At 71.9% G+C, this 16,521-nt stretch carries 10 protein-coding genes and 2 pseudogenes; 6 read left to right on the top strand and 6 right to left on the bottom strand.

Annotated features, from left to right (window positions below; genetic code table 11):
- The 6 genes and pseudogenes from D7X32_RS36720 to D7X32_RS36695 all read left to right on the top strand — a co-directional run.
- Window positions 1-466 (top strand): annotated as a pseudogene (locus tag D7X32_RS36720) (DUF58 domain-containing protein); the annotation flags it as partial.
- Between the two features lie 94 nt (window positions 467-560).
- Complete coding sequence (locus D7X32_RS36715) at window positions 561-2,294, top strand: vWA domain-containing protein (protein ID WP_120607188.1); 1,734 nt, start codon at window positions 561-563, stop codon at window positions 2,292-2,294.
- Entirely contained in the window at window positions 2,291-5,044 is a 2,754-nt protein-coding gene (locus D7X32_RS36710; protein ID WP_120607187.1) for a VWA domain-containing protein, read from the top strand. The genes D7X32_RS36715 and D7X32_RS36710 overlap by 4 nt, the downstream gene beginning before the upstream one ends.
- Window positions 5,045-5,373: 329 nt before the next feature.
- Entirely contained in the window at window positions 5,374-7,056 is a 1,683-nt protein-coding gene (locus tag D7X32_RS36705) for a glycosyltransferase family protein (RefSeq protein WP_120607186.1), read from the top strand.
- A gap of 910 nt (window positions 7,057-7,966) precedes the next feature.
- Window positions 7,967-8,914 carry a hypothetical protein gene (locus tag D7X32_RS36700; protein ID WP_244239386.1) on the top strand — a complete coding sequence of 316 codons (948 nt, stop codon included), beginning with the start codon at window positions 7,967-7,969 and terminating at the stop codon, window positions 8,912-8,914.
- Between the two features lie 68 nt (window positions 8,915-8,982).
- Window positions 8,983-9,309 (top strand): response regulator transcription factor, encoded by a 327-nt coding sequence (locus D7X32_RS36695; RefSeq protein WP_244239385.1) that lies wholly within the window; start codon window positions 8,983-8,985, stop codon window positions 9,307-9,309.
- Here D7X32_RS36695 and D7X32_RS36690 read toward each other — a convergent pair.
- The 6 genes and pseudogenes from D7X32_RS36690 to D7X32_RS36665 all read right to left on the bottom strand — a co-directional run.
- A complete protein-coding gene (locus D7X32_RS36690; RefSeq protein ID WP_120607184.1) occupies window positions 9,292-10,272 on the bottom strand; it encodes a DUF4438 domain-containing protein in 981 nt (326 codons plus the stop codon). The genes D7X32_RS36695 and D7X32_RS36690 overlap by 18 nt on opposite strands.
- A gap of 16 nt (window positions 10,273-10,288) precedes the next feature.
- On the bottom strand, window positions 10,289-11,386 hold the full coding sequence (locus D7X32_RS36685) for a hypothetical protein (RefSeq protein ID WP_120607183.1): 1,098 nt from the start codon (window positions 11,384-11,386) through the stop codon (window positions 10,289-10,291).
- A gap of 59 nt (window positions 11,387-11,445) precedes the next feature.
- On the bottom strand, window positions 11,446-13,440 hold the full coding sequence (locus tag D7X32_RS36680) for a hypothetical protein (RefSeq protein ID WP_120607182.1): 1,995 nt from the start codon (window positions 13,438-13,440) through the stop codon (window positions 11,446-11,448).
- A gap of 21 nt (window positions 13,441-13,461) precedes the next feature.
- Complete coding sequence (locus D7X32_RS36675) at window positions 13,462-14,766, bottom strand: hypothetical protein (protein ID WP_120607181.1); 1,305 nt, start codon at window positions 14,764-14,766, stop codon at window positions 13,462-13,464.
- Window positions 14,767-14,803: 37 nt separating this feature from the next.
- Complete coding sequence (locus tag D7X32_RS36670) at window positions 14,804-15,892, bottom strand: hypothetical protein (RefSeq protein WP_120607180.1); 1,089 nt, start codon at window positions 15,890-15,892, stop codon at window positions 14,804-14,806.
- A gap of 42 nt (window positions 15,893-15,934) precedes the next feature.
- Window positions 15,935-16,521, bottom strand: a pseudogene (locus D7X32_RS36665) (hypothetical protein); the annotation flags it as partial.

The raw sequence follows: 16,521 nt of genomic DNA, 5'->3' as shown, positions 1-16,521 counted from the left end.
GGTGCAGGGGCCGGCGTGCCGCGCGGCGCTGCGGGGCGCGGAGTTCGAGGCGCGGGATGACCTGGCGTCGGCGCTGGGGCGGTTGCCGCCGTTGCGGCCGTGTGGCCTGCGGGTGGTGGTGAGCGACTTCCTCTTCGAGACGGACCTGGAGGCGCTGTGCGCCCGGCTGTCGCGCGGAGCGTCTGCGCTGTTCCTGGTGCAGGTGCTGGACGCGGAGGACCTGGAGCCCACGGGCGGTGAGGGCGCTCGGTTGGTGGACGCGGAGAGTGGGGTGGCGCTGGAGGAACTGCTGACGGACGGAGTGCTGGCCGCCTACTCCCGCCGCTTCGCGGAGCACCAGCGCGCGCTGCGGAGCGCGGCGGTGCGGGCACGGGGAACGCTGCTCACCGTGAACGCGGCGGAAGGTTTGCGAGCGCAGGTCGCGGGACCGCTGCGCGCGCTGTTCGTCGCGGGAGGCGGGGCGTGAGCTTCGGTGCGAGCGGGATGGGGCGTGGGGAGGGGAGCCCCCGCGTGTTCAGCGGCGGGCGTCCTCGCGTGCGGTGCGTCGCGGGAGGCGGGGCGTGAGCTTCGGGTTTCCCTGGGGCCTGATGGCGCTGGGCGCGCTGGTGCCGCTGGTCGCGGCGTACTTCCTGCGCCGCCGGCAGAAGCCGGTCGTGGTGAGCGCGCTGTTCCTGTGGCGCACGCCGCGTCCTCGCGCGGAGGGTGGGCCGCGGTGGGAGCGGTTCACTCGCGAGGCGTCGCTGCTGTTGGAGGCGCTCGCGGTGCTGGCCGCGGCGCTGTACCTGGCGGACGTGCGGCTGGGGGAGGCTGTTCGCCGCCGTCACCTCGTGCTCGTCGTGGATGGCAGCCTGTCCATGTCCGCGCGGACTCCGGATGGCAAGACGGTGCTGGAGCACGTGCGCACGGAAGCCGCGAAGCGCGTGGAGACGGAAGGCGCGACGCACGTCACGGTGCTCGCGACCGGCGTGGCGTCCCAGGTCATCGCTGGACCTGAAGCTGATGCATCGCGCGCCCTGGGTGCACTGGAGTCCTTCGAGGCACGTGGGCCGGACCATGACGTCACGGCCTCGCTCCTGTGGGCGCAGGAGCTGGCGGGACCGGGCAAGCGCGTGCACTTCTTCACCGACGCGCCGCCCTCCGCGGACGCGACCGTGCCGCCCTCCGTGCGCTGGACGGCGCTGGGCCGTCCCCAGGGCAATGTGGCGCTGGTCTCCGCGCAGCGGCGCGACGAAGGGGGCCGCGCCACGGTGACGCTGCGGGTGGCGCGCTTCGGCGCGGGGCCATCGGAAATCGAAGCACGCGTGCGCGCTGCACCTGGACCGGGCGCGCGTGAAGGCACGGAGCGCACGGAGCGCATCACGCTGCCGGAAGAGGGCGCCGCGACGGTGCGCCTGACGTTCCGCGAGGCCGGCGACGTGGAGGTGTTCCTTCCGGACGACGTGCTGCCCGAGGACGGCCACGTGCGCCTGCCCCCGTCTCCCGTGATGCCGGTGGCGGTGGGACTGACGGAGGGCCTGTCGTCCGTGTCGAAGCAGGCGCTGGAGCGCTTCCTGGCGGTGTCTCCCGACGTGGCGCATGGCACCCCCGTCCCCGGTGCGCCGGTGCTGTCCGTGGGCCCTGCCCGAGCGGAGGCCCGCGTGACGCTGGGCGCGGAAGGGACGCTGCGCACCTTCGTGGGCCCGTTCTTCACGGAGAAGGGCAGCACGCTGATGGATGACGTGCAGCTCGCGGGCGTGCGGTGGACGGCGGGCGCGAACCCTCCGGGCCGTCCGTTGATGACCGCGGGCGACGCCGTGCTCGTGTCGGAAGAGGAGGGCGGGCGGCTGCACCTCAACGTGGACCTGGCGCGCTCCAACCTCCAGCGCACGACCGCGTGGCCCGTGCTGCTGGGCAACGTGGTGCGCGAAGCGCGGCGGCTGCGCGAGGGCTTTCCCCGTCACCAGCTCAACCTGGGCGAAGCGCTCTCCGTGGTGACGGAGGCCGGTGCGCGCTATGCGCTGAAGGGACCCACGGGGCGCAAGCCGGTCTTCGGCGCGGGCGCGCTGAGCCTGCCCGCGCCCACGAGCCCCGGCCGCTACGTGCTGGAGCGCGAGGGCCGTGAAGTGGACTCGCTGGAGGTGCTGGCGCTGGACGCGCGGGAGTCGGACCTGCGCGGCCGGGGCAGCACGGACGTGGCCGCGAAGGAAGCGGGCCAGGATTCGGAAGGGAACGGCGGCCACGAGCGCGCTCGCTGGCCCCTGGTGCTGCTGCTGGCCGCGCTGCTGGCGGACTTCTACGTCACGAGGAAGGCATGACCTTCACCCTTCCCCAGGCGTGGCTGCTGCTGTTGCCGCTGGGCCTCTTCCTGTGGCGCTACGGCCGGAGGCCCGGCCCGCCCATGGTGCTGCGGTGGGCGCTGCTGGTGCTCGGCGTGGGCGCGCTGTCCGGCCCGGAGCTGCGGCTGGCGAACGCGGGCAGCGACGTGGCCGTGGTGGTGGACCGCTCGCGCTCCATGCCGCTGGACGTGGACCGCGTGGCGCAGGAGCTCATCTCCCTGGTGGAGTCCCAGCGCCGGCCGGGCGACCGCGTGGGCGTCATCACCTTCGGCCGCGAGGCGCGGGTGGAGTCCCCGTTGTCGGAGGTGGGCCGGTTCGGCGGCTTCACGCGGCCGGTGGACGCGGAGGCGTCGGACCTGTCGGCCGCGCTGGATGCGGCGGGCGCGCTCATTCCCCCGGAGCGCACGGGCCGGGTGCTGGTCGTGTCCGACGGCCGGGCCACGGGCGCGGATGCCCGGGGCGCGACGCGGCGGCTGGCGGCTCGGGGCATCGCGGTGGACTACCGGCAGGTGTCCCGGCCGGAGCCCGCGCTGGACGTGGCCGTCGTGTCCCTGGACGTGCCCGCCACCGTCTCCGTGCGCGAGCCCTTCCAGTTCTCCGCCGTGGTGCAGGCCACCTCCGCCGTCACCGGCACCGTGCGCCTGGAGCGCGACGGGAAGGTGCTGGTGAAGGGGCCGTTCGACTTCAAGCCCGGGCCCAACCTGCTGCCCCTGCGCGACCTGTTGGAGGAGTCGGGGCTCGTGCACTACCGGCTCACGGTGGAGGTGCCCGGCGACGGCGTCCCGGAGAACGACGTGGGCGTGGGCGTGCTGCGCGTGGAGGGGCCACCTCGCGTGCTGCTGCTCACCGCGCAGCCGTCGGGCACGCTGGCGAAGGCGCTGTCGGCGACGGGCATGGAATTGGATGTGAAGGCGCCGTTCCACCTGTCGCTGGAGGCGCTCGACGGGGTGGGCGTGGTGGTGCTGGAGAACGTGGACGCCAACGCGCTGGGCGAGGCGGGCTTGAACGCGCTGGCGGACTACGTGGATCAGGCGGGCGGCGGCCTCGTGATGACGGGAGGGCGTTCGAGCTTCGGCGAGGGCGGCTACCGGCGCTCGCCCGTGGAGCCGTTGCTGCCCGTGTCGTTGGAGATGCGCGAGGAGCAGCGGCGCGCGTCGGTGGCGATGAGCGTGCTCATGGATTCGAGCTGCTCCATGGGCGTGCAGGTACCGGATGGTCGCACGAAGATGGAGCTGGCCGCGGAGGGCGTCACGGCGGCGCTCACGCTGCTCAACGCGAATGACGAAGCCTCCGTGCACATGGTGGACACGGAGCCGCATGAAGTCTTCCCGCTGAGCCCGGTGAGCGAAGGGCTGCCGCTGGGCCAGGTGGCGCGGGGCTTCAGCGGAGGCGGCGGCATCTACGTGGGGACGGCCCTGCGTGCGGGCCGCAAGGAGATCCTCCGCAGCGACAAGCCCACGCGGCACGTGGTGCTGTTCTCCGACGCTGCGGACTCCGAGGAACCGGACGACTACCAGGCGACGCTGGCGGCGCTGCGCGAGGCGAACGTGACGGTGTCGGTCATCGGCCTGGGCAAGTCCACGGATCCGGATGCGGAGTTGCTGCGTGAAGTGGCCCGGCGCGGCGAAGGGCGCATCTACTTCGCGGAGGACGCCATGAGCCTGCCGCGCATCTTCAGCCAGGAGACGCTCGCGGTGGCGAGGGCCACGTTCGTGGACGAGCCCGCGTCGATGGAGGCCGCGCCGGACCTGCCGCTGCTGGGGCCGCTGCCGACGACGGGCCTGCCGCAGGTGGGCGGCTACAACCTCACGTACCTGAAGCCCCGGGCGAACGTGGCGCTGCGCACGCTGGACACCAACGCCGCGCCGGTGCTGGCGCTGTGGCCGCATGGCGCGGGGCGCACGGTGGCCTTCACGGCGGAGGTGGACGGCAAGTACACGGGGGAACTGCGCGACTGGGGCGCGCTGCGGGCCACGCTGGAGGCGGTGGTGCGCTGGTCGATGGGACGGGCCACGCCGAAGGAAGAGGCGGTGGTGCGCTCGGAGCGTCAGGGCAACGTGTTGCGCGTGACGTTGGACCTGCCGCCGGGTGAACCGATGCCGGGAGCCCTTCCCACGGCGGTGTTGCTTTCGGGAGATGGCCGTTCGGGCGTGGAGAAGCCGCTGCACTGGGAGGACGAGGACCGGCTGGTGGTCGAGTACCCACTGACCGGCAGCGGCACCTGGCACCCGGTGGTGAAGTGGGGCGGACGCGTGCTGAGGGCGCCACCGGTGGCGCTGCCGTATGCGCCGGAGTTCGAACCGGGCAGCGCGAAGGAGGGCCTCAAGCTCCTGCGCGCGCTGGCGTCGGTGGGCGGAGGCCAGGAGCGGCTGTCGATGACGGGCCTGTTCGCGGAGGCCCCGGAGTCGGAGGGCCGCGTCGCGCTGGCACCCTGGCTGGTCGCGTTCGCGCTGGCGGCGATGCTGGCGGAGGTGGCCGTGCGCCGGTTCCTCTCCGCGCCGCGAGTGCGGGCGGCCCGGGAGCAGCCCGTGAAGGAAGCCATCGCGCGAGGACCCACGGCCACGGCCACGGCCGCACCGCGCACGGACGTGAAGCCCTCCGCGACGCCATCGAGACCTGTCCCGGAGGAGCCTTCCGAGCAGAAGCCCGAACCTCCGAAGCCGCCCGCCGGAGTGGACTCCGCGCTGGAGGCCGCGCGTGCGAGAGCCCGGCGCCGCACAGGGCGCTGACACGCTGCGTTCAAGATGATGCCTCGTCGTCAGGCCTCCGGACATCCCTGACGGACCTCGCGCGCCTCTCCAAACCGGTCCGACAGTCGGACCGGTTTACGCAGCTCGACAGTGGAGAGGCGCCCCCCAGCCGGAGGACTTCCAACTGGTCCGACAGTCGGACCGGTTTTCGCGGCTGGACTGGCGCGGCACCCCCGGCTGCGGGTCTCCCAACCTGTCCGACAGTCGGACCGGTTCGTGCGGTGCGCCGCCGACGGCGAGTCCCAGCGAGGTTCTCTCCTTCTCAACCTGTGGACAGAAGCCGTGTCCGAAGGCTTTATGACGCGCCGATGAAGGAGCCCCGAGCCTTGCGGTGGGGGCTGGGTGTCGTCCTGGGCGCGCTCGCGCTCCAGGCTTCACGCCTCGCACTGCACAAGGCATTCAGCATCGACGAGTTCCAGTACGCCCATGCCGCGTGGCTCATGGCCCACGGGCAGGTGCCGTACCGCGACTTCTTCGAGGTGCACTTTCCTCTCGTGTACCAGGTGCTGGCGCCGCTGTTCCGGCTGCTCGGGGATGATCCGCGCAACGTGCTCGCCCTTCGCGCGGCGATGCTCGTGCCGCTCGCGGGGGCGTGCGTCTCCGTGTTCCTCCTCAACCGGCGGGAAGGACGCACCGCCGCGCTCCTGGCTCCGGTGCTGCTGCTCTGCACGCCTGGCTTCCTGCACTTCGCCACCGAGGTGCGCCCGGATGCCCTCACCGCCGCGCTCTTCCTGGGCGCCCTTGCCGCGCTGACCGTGCAACCCGGCTCCGTCCGTTCGTCGTTCCTGGCGGGCGCGCTGCTCGTCGCTTCCGCATGGGGTTCCCAGAAGGCGCTCTTCTTCGGCGGGCTCGTGAGCGCGGTGCTGCTCGCCGACCTCCTGCCGCGCAAGAGCGCTTCTTCCGCGCTCATCGCCTCGCCTCGGGCCTTCTTCGCGGGCCTCGTCGCAGCGACGGGCCTGGTGGCCGCGTACCTCACGGTGACGGGCTCGTGGAGCGCGTGGTGGCAGTGGTGCTTCGTCTGGGCTTCCGAACACCAGCGCCACTATCCGGGCTTCTCGTGGCGCGAATACCTGGTGCCGGCCCTGGGCGCACAACCGGCGTTCTTCGTCCTCGCCTCCGTCGGGTTCGTCGCCACATTCCTGCGACTGCTGAGGCACCCGCGCACCCCGGACCTGCTCCTGTTCGTGGCCGTGCCCGCGACGTTCGGCGCCTATGCGCTTCAGCGCGCCCCGTTCCCGTACAGCCTGCTGCCCTTTCTGGGCGTGCTCGCGCCCTTCGCCGCGCGCGGCGTCCTCGCGGTGCTGTCGGCGCTGCGCACTCCGGTCTGTCGCACCGTGGGGCTTGTTGGACTTGGAGGCCTGTTCGCCGCTCAGGCCGCGCAGGTGGAGGCCTTGCTGGACGGCGGCGGCAATGCGCGGCAGCGCGAGGTGCTTGCTCGCATCGCGACGCTCACGGGACCGGAGGATGTCGTCTACGACAACTCGGGGGGCTACGTGAGCCGGCCGCATGCTCACTTCTATTTCTACACGGACGCGTATCTGCGCGGCTCGCTCGCGGACCTGCTGTCCCACGAGATGCCCCGCGTGCTCGTGGAGCAGGGCTGTGTGCTTCGCGTGGACGACCTGCGCACCTCGGGTCTTCCGCTCGCGCTGCGCCGCTTCCTCGACGCGCACTACCTGCCCTATGACGGCGACCTGTACCTGTGGGGCCAGCGCTACCGAGTGCCCACGGACTCCGGCGCCCTGGAGGATCACTTCCTCGCGGTGCGCGCCGACCGGTACTTCGTCCAGCCCGCGAGCACCCTCGACGCCGGCGCGCTGTTCATCGATGGCGAGCGCATCACCACGCCCGAGTTCGCGCTGTCCCAGGGCGAGCACACCCTCCGCTACGAAGGGCACGCGGAGGCCTTCCAGCTCCTGTGGCTGCCCCGCGATGCGAAACGCTGGACGCCACGACCGGGAGCGCCGGCCACGTACTCACGCCTGTTCTGAGCACACTTCGAGAGCAGGCGAGCCAGCGTGGGGCCCACCTTCCGGGATGACCGCACTGTCGTCCTGGATGTCCGCCGTGTCCCCTCCATCCTGAACTCAACCGTGGAGCCCGGCTCCAGGTCGACCTTCCCCGCGCAAGGGCGATTCCTACTGTGCCTGGGCAGGATGGTTCGCAGGGGAGGTTGCCGTGGCTGGTGATGATTCGGGGCGGAAGCGAAACCGTGCGCCCATTCCTTCCCAGGGCGTGATGTCGCTCCTGGATCGCTGGGTTTCCGACCTCGAACGGGATGCTCCCTTCTCCAGGGAGGAGGCGCCGGAGGCGCGTGCGCGCAAGCCGGGCGCCATTCCGCGCTCCGACGCGGATCTGCTCGATGACCCGGAGCCTGTCGCTCGCAGGACGCAGGGAGAGCCCTCCGCGGCGCCCCGCGCATCCCGGGAGGAGATGCGCCCTCCGCGTCGCGGCTCCGACTCCAGGCCCCGTGCTCGGGCGATGGAGGATGAATCATCGGGCACGGTCCGCGAGGAGCCGCGCCCCCGTCGTTCGAGCTCCGACCCATTCGCCGAACCTGTCCCCCATGCCCGGACGCCGCGACACGAACGTTCCGTCCCGCGTCGCGCGGGGAGGGAGGAAGGACGTCCTCCGCGCCCCGAACGTGAGCCGGTCACAGAATCGAGGCCCCGTGGGACAGCTGTTCGCGCGGCGCGCGAAGAGCGCCACGCCGAAGCAGATCCCTTCGGCGAACACGAGCTCCACATGTCAGGAGCCGCTGAGCGCTCGAACCGTGAGGCGAACCGCCACGCGCGCTCCGGTGCGGATCCGTTCGGAGAACCCGAGGCGGCATCCATGCGTTCACCTCGTGCGCCGAACCACCACGCACGCTCAGGCGCGGATCCGTTCAGGGACCCAGAGATGGCATCGACACACGCGCCCCGTGAGGAGAACCTCCACCTTCGCTCCGGAGCCGATCTCTTCACCGGACCGCCGCCTCGCGACGCGGAAGCACCGGCCTCGCCCTTCCGTGCGGCCCGGGACGAGCTCCGCCTCCAGGGGCCCGTGGTCACCTTCCCCGGTGGCGCGAGGATCGTCCTGGGCAACGAGGGCGGCAGGCCCATCCATCGCGGCACCGTCGCGGTGCGCGGCCCGTGCGCGCCTTCGCGTGAGGACTTCATGAAGCTGGGCCTGACGGAGGTCCAGGTCCGCGCGTTGGAGTTCGTCCTCACCTGGTTCGGCAGCCCGTTCGACTCCGTGACCTCGGAGCCCCAGTCCGGCGGCGAACTCCGCTGGGGCGCCTGGCCACTGTCGGGGCCCACGCTCATCACCGCGCTCGCCCACTGGCGGCAGCGCGAACCCGAAGCGTTCGAAGCGCGGCTGGGACGGCTGGGCCTCGAGGCCACTCCGGAGCAGCCGCCCGAACCCGCCTCGCTGCGCTTCCCGGGCGCCAGGAACGCGGCCCCCATCGAAGGCCGGGACGTCCTGGCGATGATCGCGGAAGACCCCCGGTTGCTCGCGGCGCTCGCCCAGGCCGGACGAGAGCGCGGCGCTCAACTGGCGCAGCTGGAAGCCCTCGTCACACACGTGCTCCGCCCGATCCTGGCCTCCTATACGGATGACTCGCCCGAGGACAGCGCCTTCGCCTCGGCCCGGGCGCTGGCGCTGCTCTTCCACGCCGAGCTTCGCTTCGGCCGTCGCGGCGTCACGCGGCTCGTGGCGCTCGCACGTGAACGGCCGGAGCCACCCATCGCGGGAGAACACGCGGGCGAACGCCTCGCGGAGGACCTGCGCGCCGCCGGACGCTCGCGCGAAGCCTCCGAGGTCTGGCGCATCCTCACCTCTCCCGAGCTCGCGGAGTCCGCCTAGCGCACGCCATGCGGACGCCCCTTCCACCCGGGAGCCATGTCCTGCTCGTGGTCCCCGACCCCGGCGTCATGGCTCCGGTCCGCGAGCAGAACCACGCCCTGGCCGGAGAGCTCATCATCAACGGGCAGCGCTACCACCTCGTGCCCGCGGAGCCCTCCGCGAGTCCCGCGGCGGAGCCCGCGTCCGACGTGCGGCTGCTCACCTCGCGCGAGCTGCAGGTCGTCTCGTGCGTCTGCGCGGGCTGGGGCAACAAGCAGATCGCCACGAAGCTCAACATCAGCACGTGGACCGTGGCGGCCCACCTGCGGCGCATCTTCGTCAAGCTGGGCGTGGACACCCGCGCGGCCATGGTGTCGCGCTGCCTGGGCGCCGTGTCCCTACCACCGACTCCTTGAGCCACCGTGCGCCGGCGGCGCCACGCTCTGGCGCAGCCCCAGCACGAGCGCCACGTTGGCCTGGGGACGGCACACCAGCCGGACGCATTCCCCCGGGCAGATGAGCAGCGGCGTCATCCCGGGCCCATGCCCCGCCACCTTGCTGTCCGAATGCACCACCACCCCCACGGTGATGACCCCCGGCCGCCGCGAGGGCCCGAAGCGATAGTCCAGCGGACACACCGCCACCAGGTCCCCCAACCGGAGCGCGTTCAGCCGGTGCCTGCGCACCAGCCGCGCATCCGACAGCTGGATGTCCAGGTCCCCCAGCACGCCCTCTGAACGCCCGAACCCCGACCCCATCAACTCCGCCGGCACCGTGTGCGTGACGGGGATGATCAGCCGCCCAGCTTCCGTCCGCACGCCCCAGCGCCGCAGCAGCCGGGGCGACAGGTTCAGCGCGCGCACCTGCGGGAAGTCCGGCAGCTCCAGCCCCTGGCCGTATGCATCCAACTGCACGCGGTCCCCGATGCGCAGGCGGCGCTTCACGGCGGGAGCGAAGTCCACGATGACGTGGTTGATGCCGCCGTGCTTGCCCACCACCGTGCCTTCGGCGCCCGTGACGGGTCCGCTCGTCACGCGCGCGCGGTTGCCCACGCACGCCTGGAACATCAGCGCCCGGTTGGAGCCACCGCGCGCGCCAATGTCATCGCGCCCCGGGTTGTGCAGCGACACGCCCGCCTCCATGTGGTCCGCCGCCAGCCCCACCGCGCGGTCCCCCACGCGCCGGTTGAGCACGATGCCGCCACTGCCTGGCAAGAGCCGCAGCACCCCGTCCCGGCCGATGCGGTAGGGCGACACGCGTACGACGGGATGGGACACCTGGCCCGCCACCGCCGCGGCCACCAGCCGCGACTCGTTGGTGCGCGGCGCCGAGGCGGCCCCCATGCCCGCCTCCATCAGGGGATGCAGCGGGATGTCCATGTCGTGCCTCCCTTTTTCAGCGCAGCGCCGGCGCGGGGCTGGTGATGCCCAGCGTCGTGCGCAGGGTGGGCGTCACACCGCGGAACGAGCGGCCGTCCGGCGTCATCCGGTACGCGGCGATCCACTCCTCGGCCACCGGGCCCAGCGGCATGACCTCCGTCTGGAAGTCCTTGAAGTCGCGCGTCTTGAACGGGTTGTCCGCCACGAAGTTGAGCAGCAGGCGCCCCGCGTCCGCCATCTTCGAGCGCTGCGAAATCTCTCCCGTGCCGCCCAGGTAGCGCTGCGACACCACCTCGATGACGTCCCACTTGGTGTTCGCGTCGAAGGCCTTCTTGATGTCCGGCGTCTCCAGCGCGTCGAGGATGGTCTTGAGGTACTCGCCCACCTCCACCGTGAGCGCCAGGATGTTGCCGTAGGTGGCACGGTCGATCTGCCAGCGGATGTCCGTGCCCAGGCGCTGGATGGTGGCCTGGCTCGCGAAGGGCCGCTCGTTCAGGTGCTGCGAGCCGCGGATGACTTCACCAATGAGCAGGTCGCGGAAGTACTGCGCGATGGCGGAGACGAAGGCGACGAACTCGCGGTGGAAGTTGCGGAACATCACCGCGCCCGGCGGCGCCGACAGGCTCCCGTAGTTGAACGCGCGCCGGTACGCGAGCTGCCGGTCGCGCGGCTTGTAGCGCAGCGGCTGGTGCTTCTCCATGAGGTACAGCGCCCGCGCGCCGGGGCCCCGCTGGATGCGCATGCGCCCGTCGTGGAAGAGGCGCAAGAGCGCGCCCGCCACCTGGAACACCTTCATCCGTTCGTGCTGGTAGATGTAATAGAGCTCCGCGGTCGCATGGAGCTGCGTCTCGATGACGGACTCGTCGAAGTCCTGGACGAGCAGCGGCCGGCTGATGGAGTCGAAGGAAGGCGCTCCGTCCTTGCCCAACCCCATCAGGTCGGAGAAGAGCGACGCCGTCGCGCCGTTGGAGGCGCTGGCGAGCAGCTCCTCCTCCCGGAGCGCGAGCTGCTTCTGCAGCTCCGTCCGCTGCTCATCCGACGTGACGTTGGCGAGGACTTCCCGCTTCCACTGCGAGAAGAGACGCTGAAGGGCTTCTGCCGTACCGATGCTCATGGCATGCCACCTGGGTCAATGACGTTGAGGGAAAGGGTTTCAGGCCTGCGCGTGCGCGCTCACGGTTTGCGCGGGTGGCGGACGTGGCGGCGCGTGTGGCCCGCCTTGGAATAGCCGTTGGCCGGCACGGGCTGGCCATCCGACCCGTGCCGTTCCTTGCCGGCGATGATGCGCTCCACGGCCTTGAGCTGATCCGAGAACGCCTGCTCCAGCTGCCTGGCCAGCTCCGGCCCCTGGGCCTCCAGCTGCTGCTTCACGTCCGTCATGATGCGCGACCGGCTCTTTTCGATGAGCGAGGCCACGTCGTTCATGCTGGCCCCGCCGGCTCTGGCTTCCGGCGTGGCGGAGGCCGTCGCGTCCGGGGGCTCCACGGGGCCGGCGCTCCGCGGGTGCTCCGCCGTGGCCCCCGGGTTGATGATTCGCGCTTCCAGGTCCTTCTCGATGCGGTCCAGCGAGACGCGCATCGGCGGCGGCACCGTGAACGGCTCGCCGGTGTTGCAGTGCCCGCCCTGCGGGAAGCCGTACTTGTGGTTGCGGTCGTCCTCGATTTCTTCCGCCTGGCCCGGTGCCTCCTGGGTCAGGGTCTTCGCCAGCTCCAGCGAGTCCTCCTCCAGCCCGCATTGCTCGCGGAGGAACGCGGGGTTCACGTTGAAGACATCCACTTTCAGGTCCAGCTGCTCCAGCATCTCCGAGTGGAAGTCCACGAGGTTTCCGCCCGGCACCGGGGCCTCGTCGAAGTCCAGCAGGAACAGGTCGATGATCCGGTCGATGTGGAAGAGCTTGCGATCCAGCCGCGCCAGCTCCTTCCAGAAGTCGACCGACGTGGAGGGGTCCATCAGCAGGTCCTCGATGAACTCCTGGGTGTCATTCCGCTCGCGGAACTTGTCGCTCAGCTCCTGCTCCTTGCCCGTCAGGTCCCGGAAGGTCAGGGGGACGGGGAGCACCAGGTTGAGCAGCCGCGCCCCGGCGTTGGGGCGGTCGAACGCGTCGATGAAGAGCGTGAGCGCTTCCGTGAAGGCGGCCAGGGGCGCGGAGGCTCCCTGGACCTTCGGGTTCAGGAGGGTGCCCTGGTTGGAGTAGGTGGTGGTGCTGGACGTGTCCAGCAGGGTGCCGGCCACGTCCCGCAGGCGCCGCAGCTGGATGAGCTCCACGGGCACCGCGGACGCGATGCCGCGCAGGTCGCCCGACTGCTGGGGCGCATTGTTCAAGAGGACGTCCAGCAGCCGCGACATGGCGTCCGGCCGGACGATGGAGCGCAGGTCGGATTGCCCCCGGGCGCGCAGCTGCTCCAGCAGCTTGCCGTAGGACGCCTGGCCGTCACCCCAGTCGTCGTAGCCCTCCTGGATGGACGTGGCGGTGAGCTGCTCCAGGGAGTTGATGAGCGCTTCACGGCGCTGGCGCAGGTCCTGGAGCGCGACCTGGAACACCGTGCCGCCCTTGTCGAAGCCCGCGCGGAAGAGGGCCTCTCCGGCGAGGATGCGCAGGAGCGTGGCGTTGTCGTCGATGGACGCCGCGAGCCGGCCGAACTCCTGGCTCACCGCGGGGTTGATCATGCCCACCAGCCGCGCCACGCGCGCGCAGTCCCCCAGCTTGCGCACGGAATAGAAGGCCCGGTCGCGGGACACCGGATCCACCGCGAGGTTCGCCGCGGCTTCGCCTTCATCCACCTCCGCGAGGATGGAGTCGCGCCAGCCGCACACGGGTTCCTTGAAGTCGCGGTTGGAGGCCAGGTTCACCGCGATGTCCAGGTCGTCCGCCAGGGCCTTGCGCTCCTGGCGGAACCTCCGCTGGCCCGGCGAGTCCAGGGTGCCGGTCACCATCCCCAGGGCCGGCTCGGGCGTGGCCTGGACGCGGATGGGCTGGCCCTTGCTCTCGTCGTCCAGGCGCGCGGCCGTGGTCGGGTAGAGCTTGCGCAGCGCGTACACCACCGCCTTGGGATCACGCGCGTCGGACACCCCCAGCTGACGGCGCAGGAACTCGTCGAACTTCGTCTTCGAGCTCGAGGTCAGCGCCATGGATGCCGCGGGGCTCTTCCCCTTCATGTTCTCGTACATCGTCCCTCCCTTGAGGTCCTGTCATGCGGCCTGGGTGACGCCCACGCCTGGCAGCCGCGCATTCCGCGAGCCAAGCCTCACCAGATGATTGAGCACCGTCCGAGAGATCTGCTCGGGCGGGGCCAGCCTCCGTTCGAGCGCCTCGCGGCTGGCGCTCACCACATGTCGCGGCGGCAGTCCCGGCGGGATGTGCCCGCGCGCCAGGGACTCCGCGGCCCGGTCAATGCGCTCCTGATCCGACGGCCAGAAGGGCACCACGTCCACCAGCGCGCGCTGCGCCAGGCCCCGGCGGGGCTGGAAGGCAATCTCATCCACCACATGGGGGATGAGCCGGCGCGCCGTGCAGAGCAGCATCCGTGGGATGCGCGCGAAGGGCAGCCGCGCGCGGTACAGCCGGTTCCAGTTGTCGTACACGTCCCGGGCCTGGCGCGGGAAGCCCATGCGCCGGAGCATCTCCGCCTGGATGAACACCCGCAGGAAGGGCGTGGGATGCGCGCTGAGCGGATGGAACGTCAGCACCCGTGACGGCGGGTACGCGAGGAAGTCCTTCATCGAGTGCACCGACGCGGGGCCCCCGAGCAGGCACGCCATGAGGTCCGCGAAGATCTCCTTGTGCCAGCGGCCCCACAGGCGCGTGAGCCAGGGGTTGCCGGTGGCGTACAGCACCCGCCGCTGCAGGGCGGTCTCCGTCTCCTGCCAGATGCCCAGGTCCGCCTGCAGGTTGTGGCCGATTTCATGGAGGATGACCCCCATGCCCCACGGGGCCTCCACGCGCTCATAGGGCACGCGGATGAGCGGAAAGGGATTGCGCTCCCCGAGCAGCCGGCGGAGCAGCACGCCGCGCCGGAAGGTGGCCGGGGAGAAGCCGTGCTCCAGGTAGGTGAGCGGCTTGAGCATGGGGCCGTGCAGCAGTCCCGGCGCGGCCTGCCGCACGGCCTGGAAGCAGTCCACCGCGATGGCGTCGCAGGCCGCCAGCGCTGGCGCGAACCGCGTGCCCCGCTGGCTGAAGACGTCGAAGAAGAGACCGTAGGCGCGGCGGGCGCGGTCGATTTCGCGCTCCAGCAGCGCGTTGCGGTCCAGCACTTCGTGCGGATGGGGTGGGGCGTCGCGGAGCCGGCCGTTCAGCTGGTCCAGGGCGCGGCGCACGTCGCGGTCGATTTCGCCCAGCCGTGCGTTGGCCGCCGCGAAGTGCGCGGTGGAGGGGGCATAGGGGACGTCCCGGGGCCGGATGCCCACGTCCTGCGGCGTGAGGCGCGACAGCCGCCCCGCCCGGAACGTGATGCTGCTGACCTTGGCCCTCAGGAACTGCTGAAGCGCGTCCGCCATGTGCCCGCCTCCCCCCTTGTCGCTCACGCCACCTGGCTCACCTCACGACGATGCGCACCGGCCCCCGCAGGGTGACGGTCCGCAGCCGGCGCATGCCGGGGCCTCCCATCATGGGATTCACCCGGCCGCGAACACCGGGGCGGCGCAGGCCCGCGCGCGCCCGCAGCTGCCGCACGCCCGCGAGCGGCCGGGCCAGGCGGCGCACCACGCGGGGGCTGCCGATGACGCGCCCGCCGATGCGGCGGAGCATGCGCGGAACGGCCTGCGGGCTCGCGCCCTGCTGGCGCACCAGCCGCGTGACCTGGCGCACCACGCGCGTCACCGCCGGCAGGGCCCGCGGGCCGTAGCGCTGGCTGATGCGCGACGCGAGCTGCGTCGTCATCTGGCCCACCGCCCGCCCCAGTGCCCGGGCCTGCTGGGGATTCTGCCGGCGGCGCGCGGGAGACATGGTGGAGCGGACCACGTGCCGCGCCGCCAGCCCGCCCAGCACGCGGTTGAAGGCGTCCATGTCCTCGTCACCGGCGTAGTCACCAGCGGCGTCCGCGAAGGCGTCCATGGCGTCCGCGCGGAGCAGCCCCCCGATGGTGCGGCCAATCTCCTGGCCCGCGATGCCGCCCAGCCGGGGCGCGGCCTGTCGGATGAGCCGCATGGCGATGGGCATGGCCCGGCGGCGGATGCGCTGGAAGGTGGGCCCGGCCACGGTGGCCAGCCGGCGCGCGCCGGCCGCGAGGCGACGGAGGAACTCGTCCTCGTCCTGGGCGTCCATCGCGTCGGCGAAGGCGTCATCCAGGGCGTTGGGGTTGTCCAGGTCGAAGCCTTCGCCCTCGAAGCCCTCCTCCATGGCGTTCGGAGTCTCCGCCTCGAAGCCTTCGCCCTCGAAGGCGTCGTCCATGGCGGTGGGATTCTCCCCCTCGAAGCCTTCGCCCTCCTCCATGCCCTCGGCCTCGAAGCCTTCGCCCTCGAAGGCGTCGTCCATGGCGGTGGGATTCTCTCCCTCGAAGCCTTCGCCCTCGAAGCCCTCCATTTCGAAGCCTTCGCCCTCGAAGCCCTCCTCGCCCTCTGCCAACAGGTCGGACATCTCATCGCCCTGGCCCGAAAACTCCTCCTCGAAAGGCTGCGGTTGCATGGGTACTCCTCCTTGTCCTGAAGACTTCATGAGTGGATGGAACTAGGCGCGGCGGACGGCCGCGGCGGCAACCGTGGCGACGGGGATGCGGCGCAGCACCTGCCGCCGCGCCTGCACCCGCTGCGCGGCCACGCGAGGCGGGACGACGCCCAGCGACGGCATCCGCACCGCGCGCGTGAGCACCCGGCGGCCCGCGCCCTGGACGACCCTCGGCAGGGCCCCCACGGCACCGCCGGGGCCACGCAGCCGCAGGTTCCCCGCCGCGAGCCGGGCGATGGCGCGCATCAGCCGCAGCCGGCGGCCCGGGGAGCCCGGCACCTGCTGGGCGAGCCGCATCAGGTGCTGCTCCAGGCCCCGCGTGCGCGAGCGCAGCACGCCCTGGGCGGCGGCACCGAGCGCGTGGCTCACGGGCACCGCCTGCCGGCTCACCACCCGCGCCGCGAGCCCCGCGCCCAGCGGCAGGGCCACGGCGGGCGGCACCTGGCGCGCGTCCGCCATGTCCGCGAGCGCATCCAGCGACGCGTCGTCGTCCGCGCCGTCGCCGCGCAGGAGGGAGGAGGCAATCCGCCCGCCCACGCCGGGAACCAGGCCGCCCACCGCCCCCGCCAGCGCGCCGCGCAACCCCTGTC

This window comes from Corallococcus carmarthensis (assembly GCF_003611695.1).
Taxonomy (GTDB): domain Bacteria; phylum Myxococcota; class Myxococcia; order Myxococcales; family Myxococcaceae; genus Corallococcus; species Corallococcus carmarthensis.
Note: the sequence above shows the minus strand (reverse complement) of the source record. Positions and strands in the feature narration are given on the sequence as shown.

Coding starts and splice junctions, on each gene's coding strand:
- D7X32_RS36690 (WP_120607184.1), bottom strand. CDS start 10,272: ATGGACATCCCGCTGCATCCCCTGATGGAGGCGGGCATGGGGGCCGCC.
- D7X32_RS36670 (WP_120607180.1), bottom strand. CDS start 15,892: ATGCAACCGCAGCCTTTCGAGGAGGAGTTTTCGGGCCAGGGCGATGAG.
- D7X32_RS36675 (WP_120607181.1), bottom strand. CDS start 14,766: ATGGCGGACGCGCTTCAGCAGTTCCTGAGGGCCAAGGTCAGCAGCATC.
- D7X32_RS36680 (WP_120607182.1), bottom strand. CDS start 13,440: ATGTACGAGAACATGAAGGGGAAGAGCCCCGCGGCATCCATGGCGCTG.
- D7X32_RS36700 (WP_244239386.1), top strand. CDS start 7,967: ATGGCATCGACACACGCGCCCCGTGAGGAGAACCTCCACCTTCGCTCC.
- D7X32_RS36710 (WP_120607187.1), top strand. CDS start 2,291: ATGACCTTCACCCTTCCCCAGGCGTGGCTGCTGCTGTTGCCGCTGGGC.
- D7X32_RS36705 (WP_120607186.1), top strand. CDS start 5,374: ATGAAGGAGCCCCGAGCCTTGCGGTGGGGGCTGGGTGTCGTCCTGGGC.
- D7X32_RS36695 (WP_244239385.1), top strand. CDS start 8,983: ATGGCTCCGGTCCGCGAGCAGAACCACGCCCTGGCCGGAGAGCTCATC.
- D7X32_RS36685 (WP_120607183.1), bottom strand. CDS start 11,386: ATGAGCATCGGTACGGCAGAAGCCCTTCAGCGTCTCTTCTCGCAGTGG.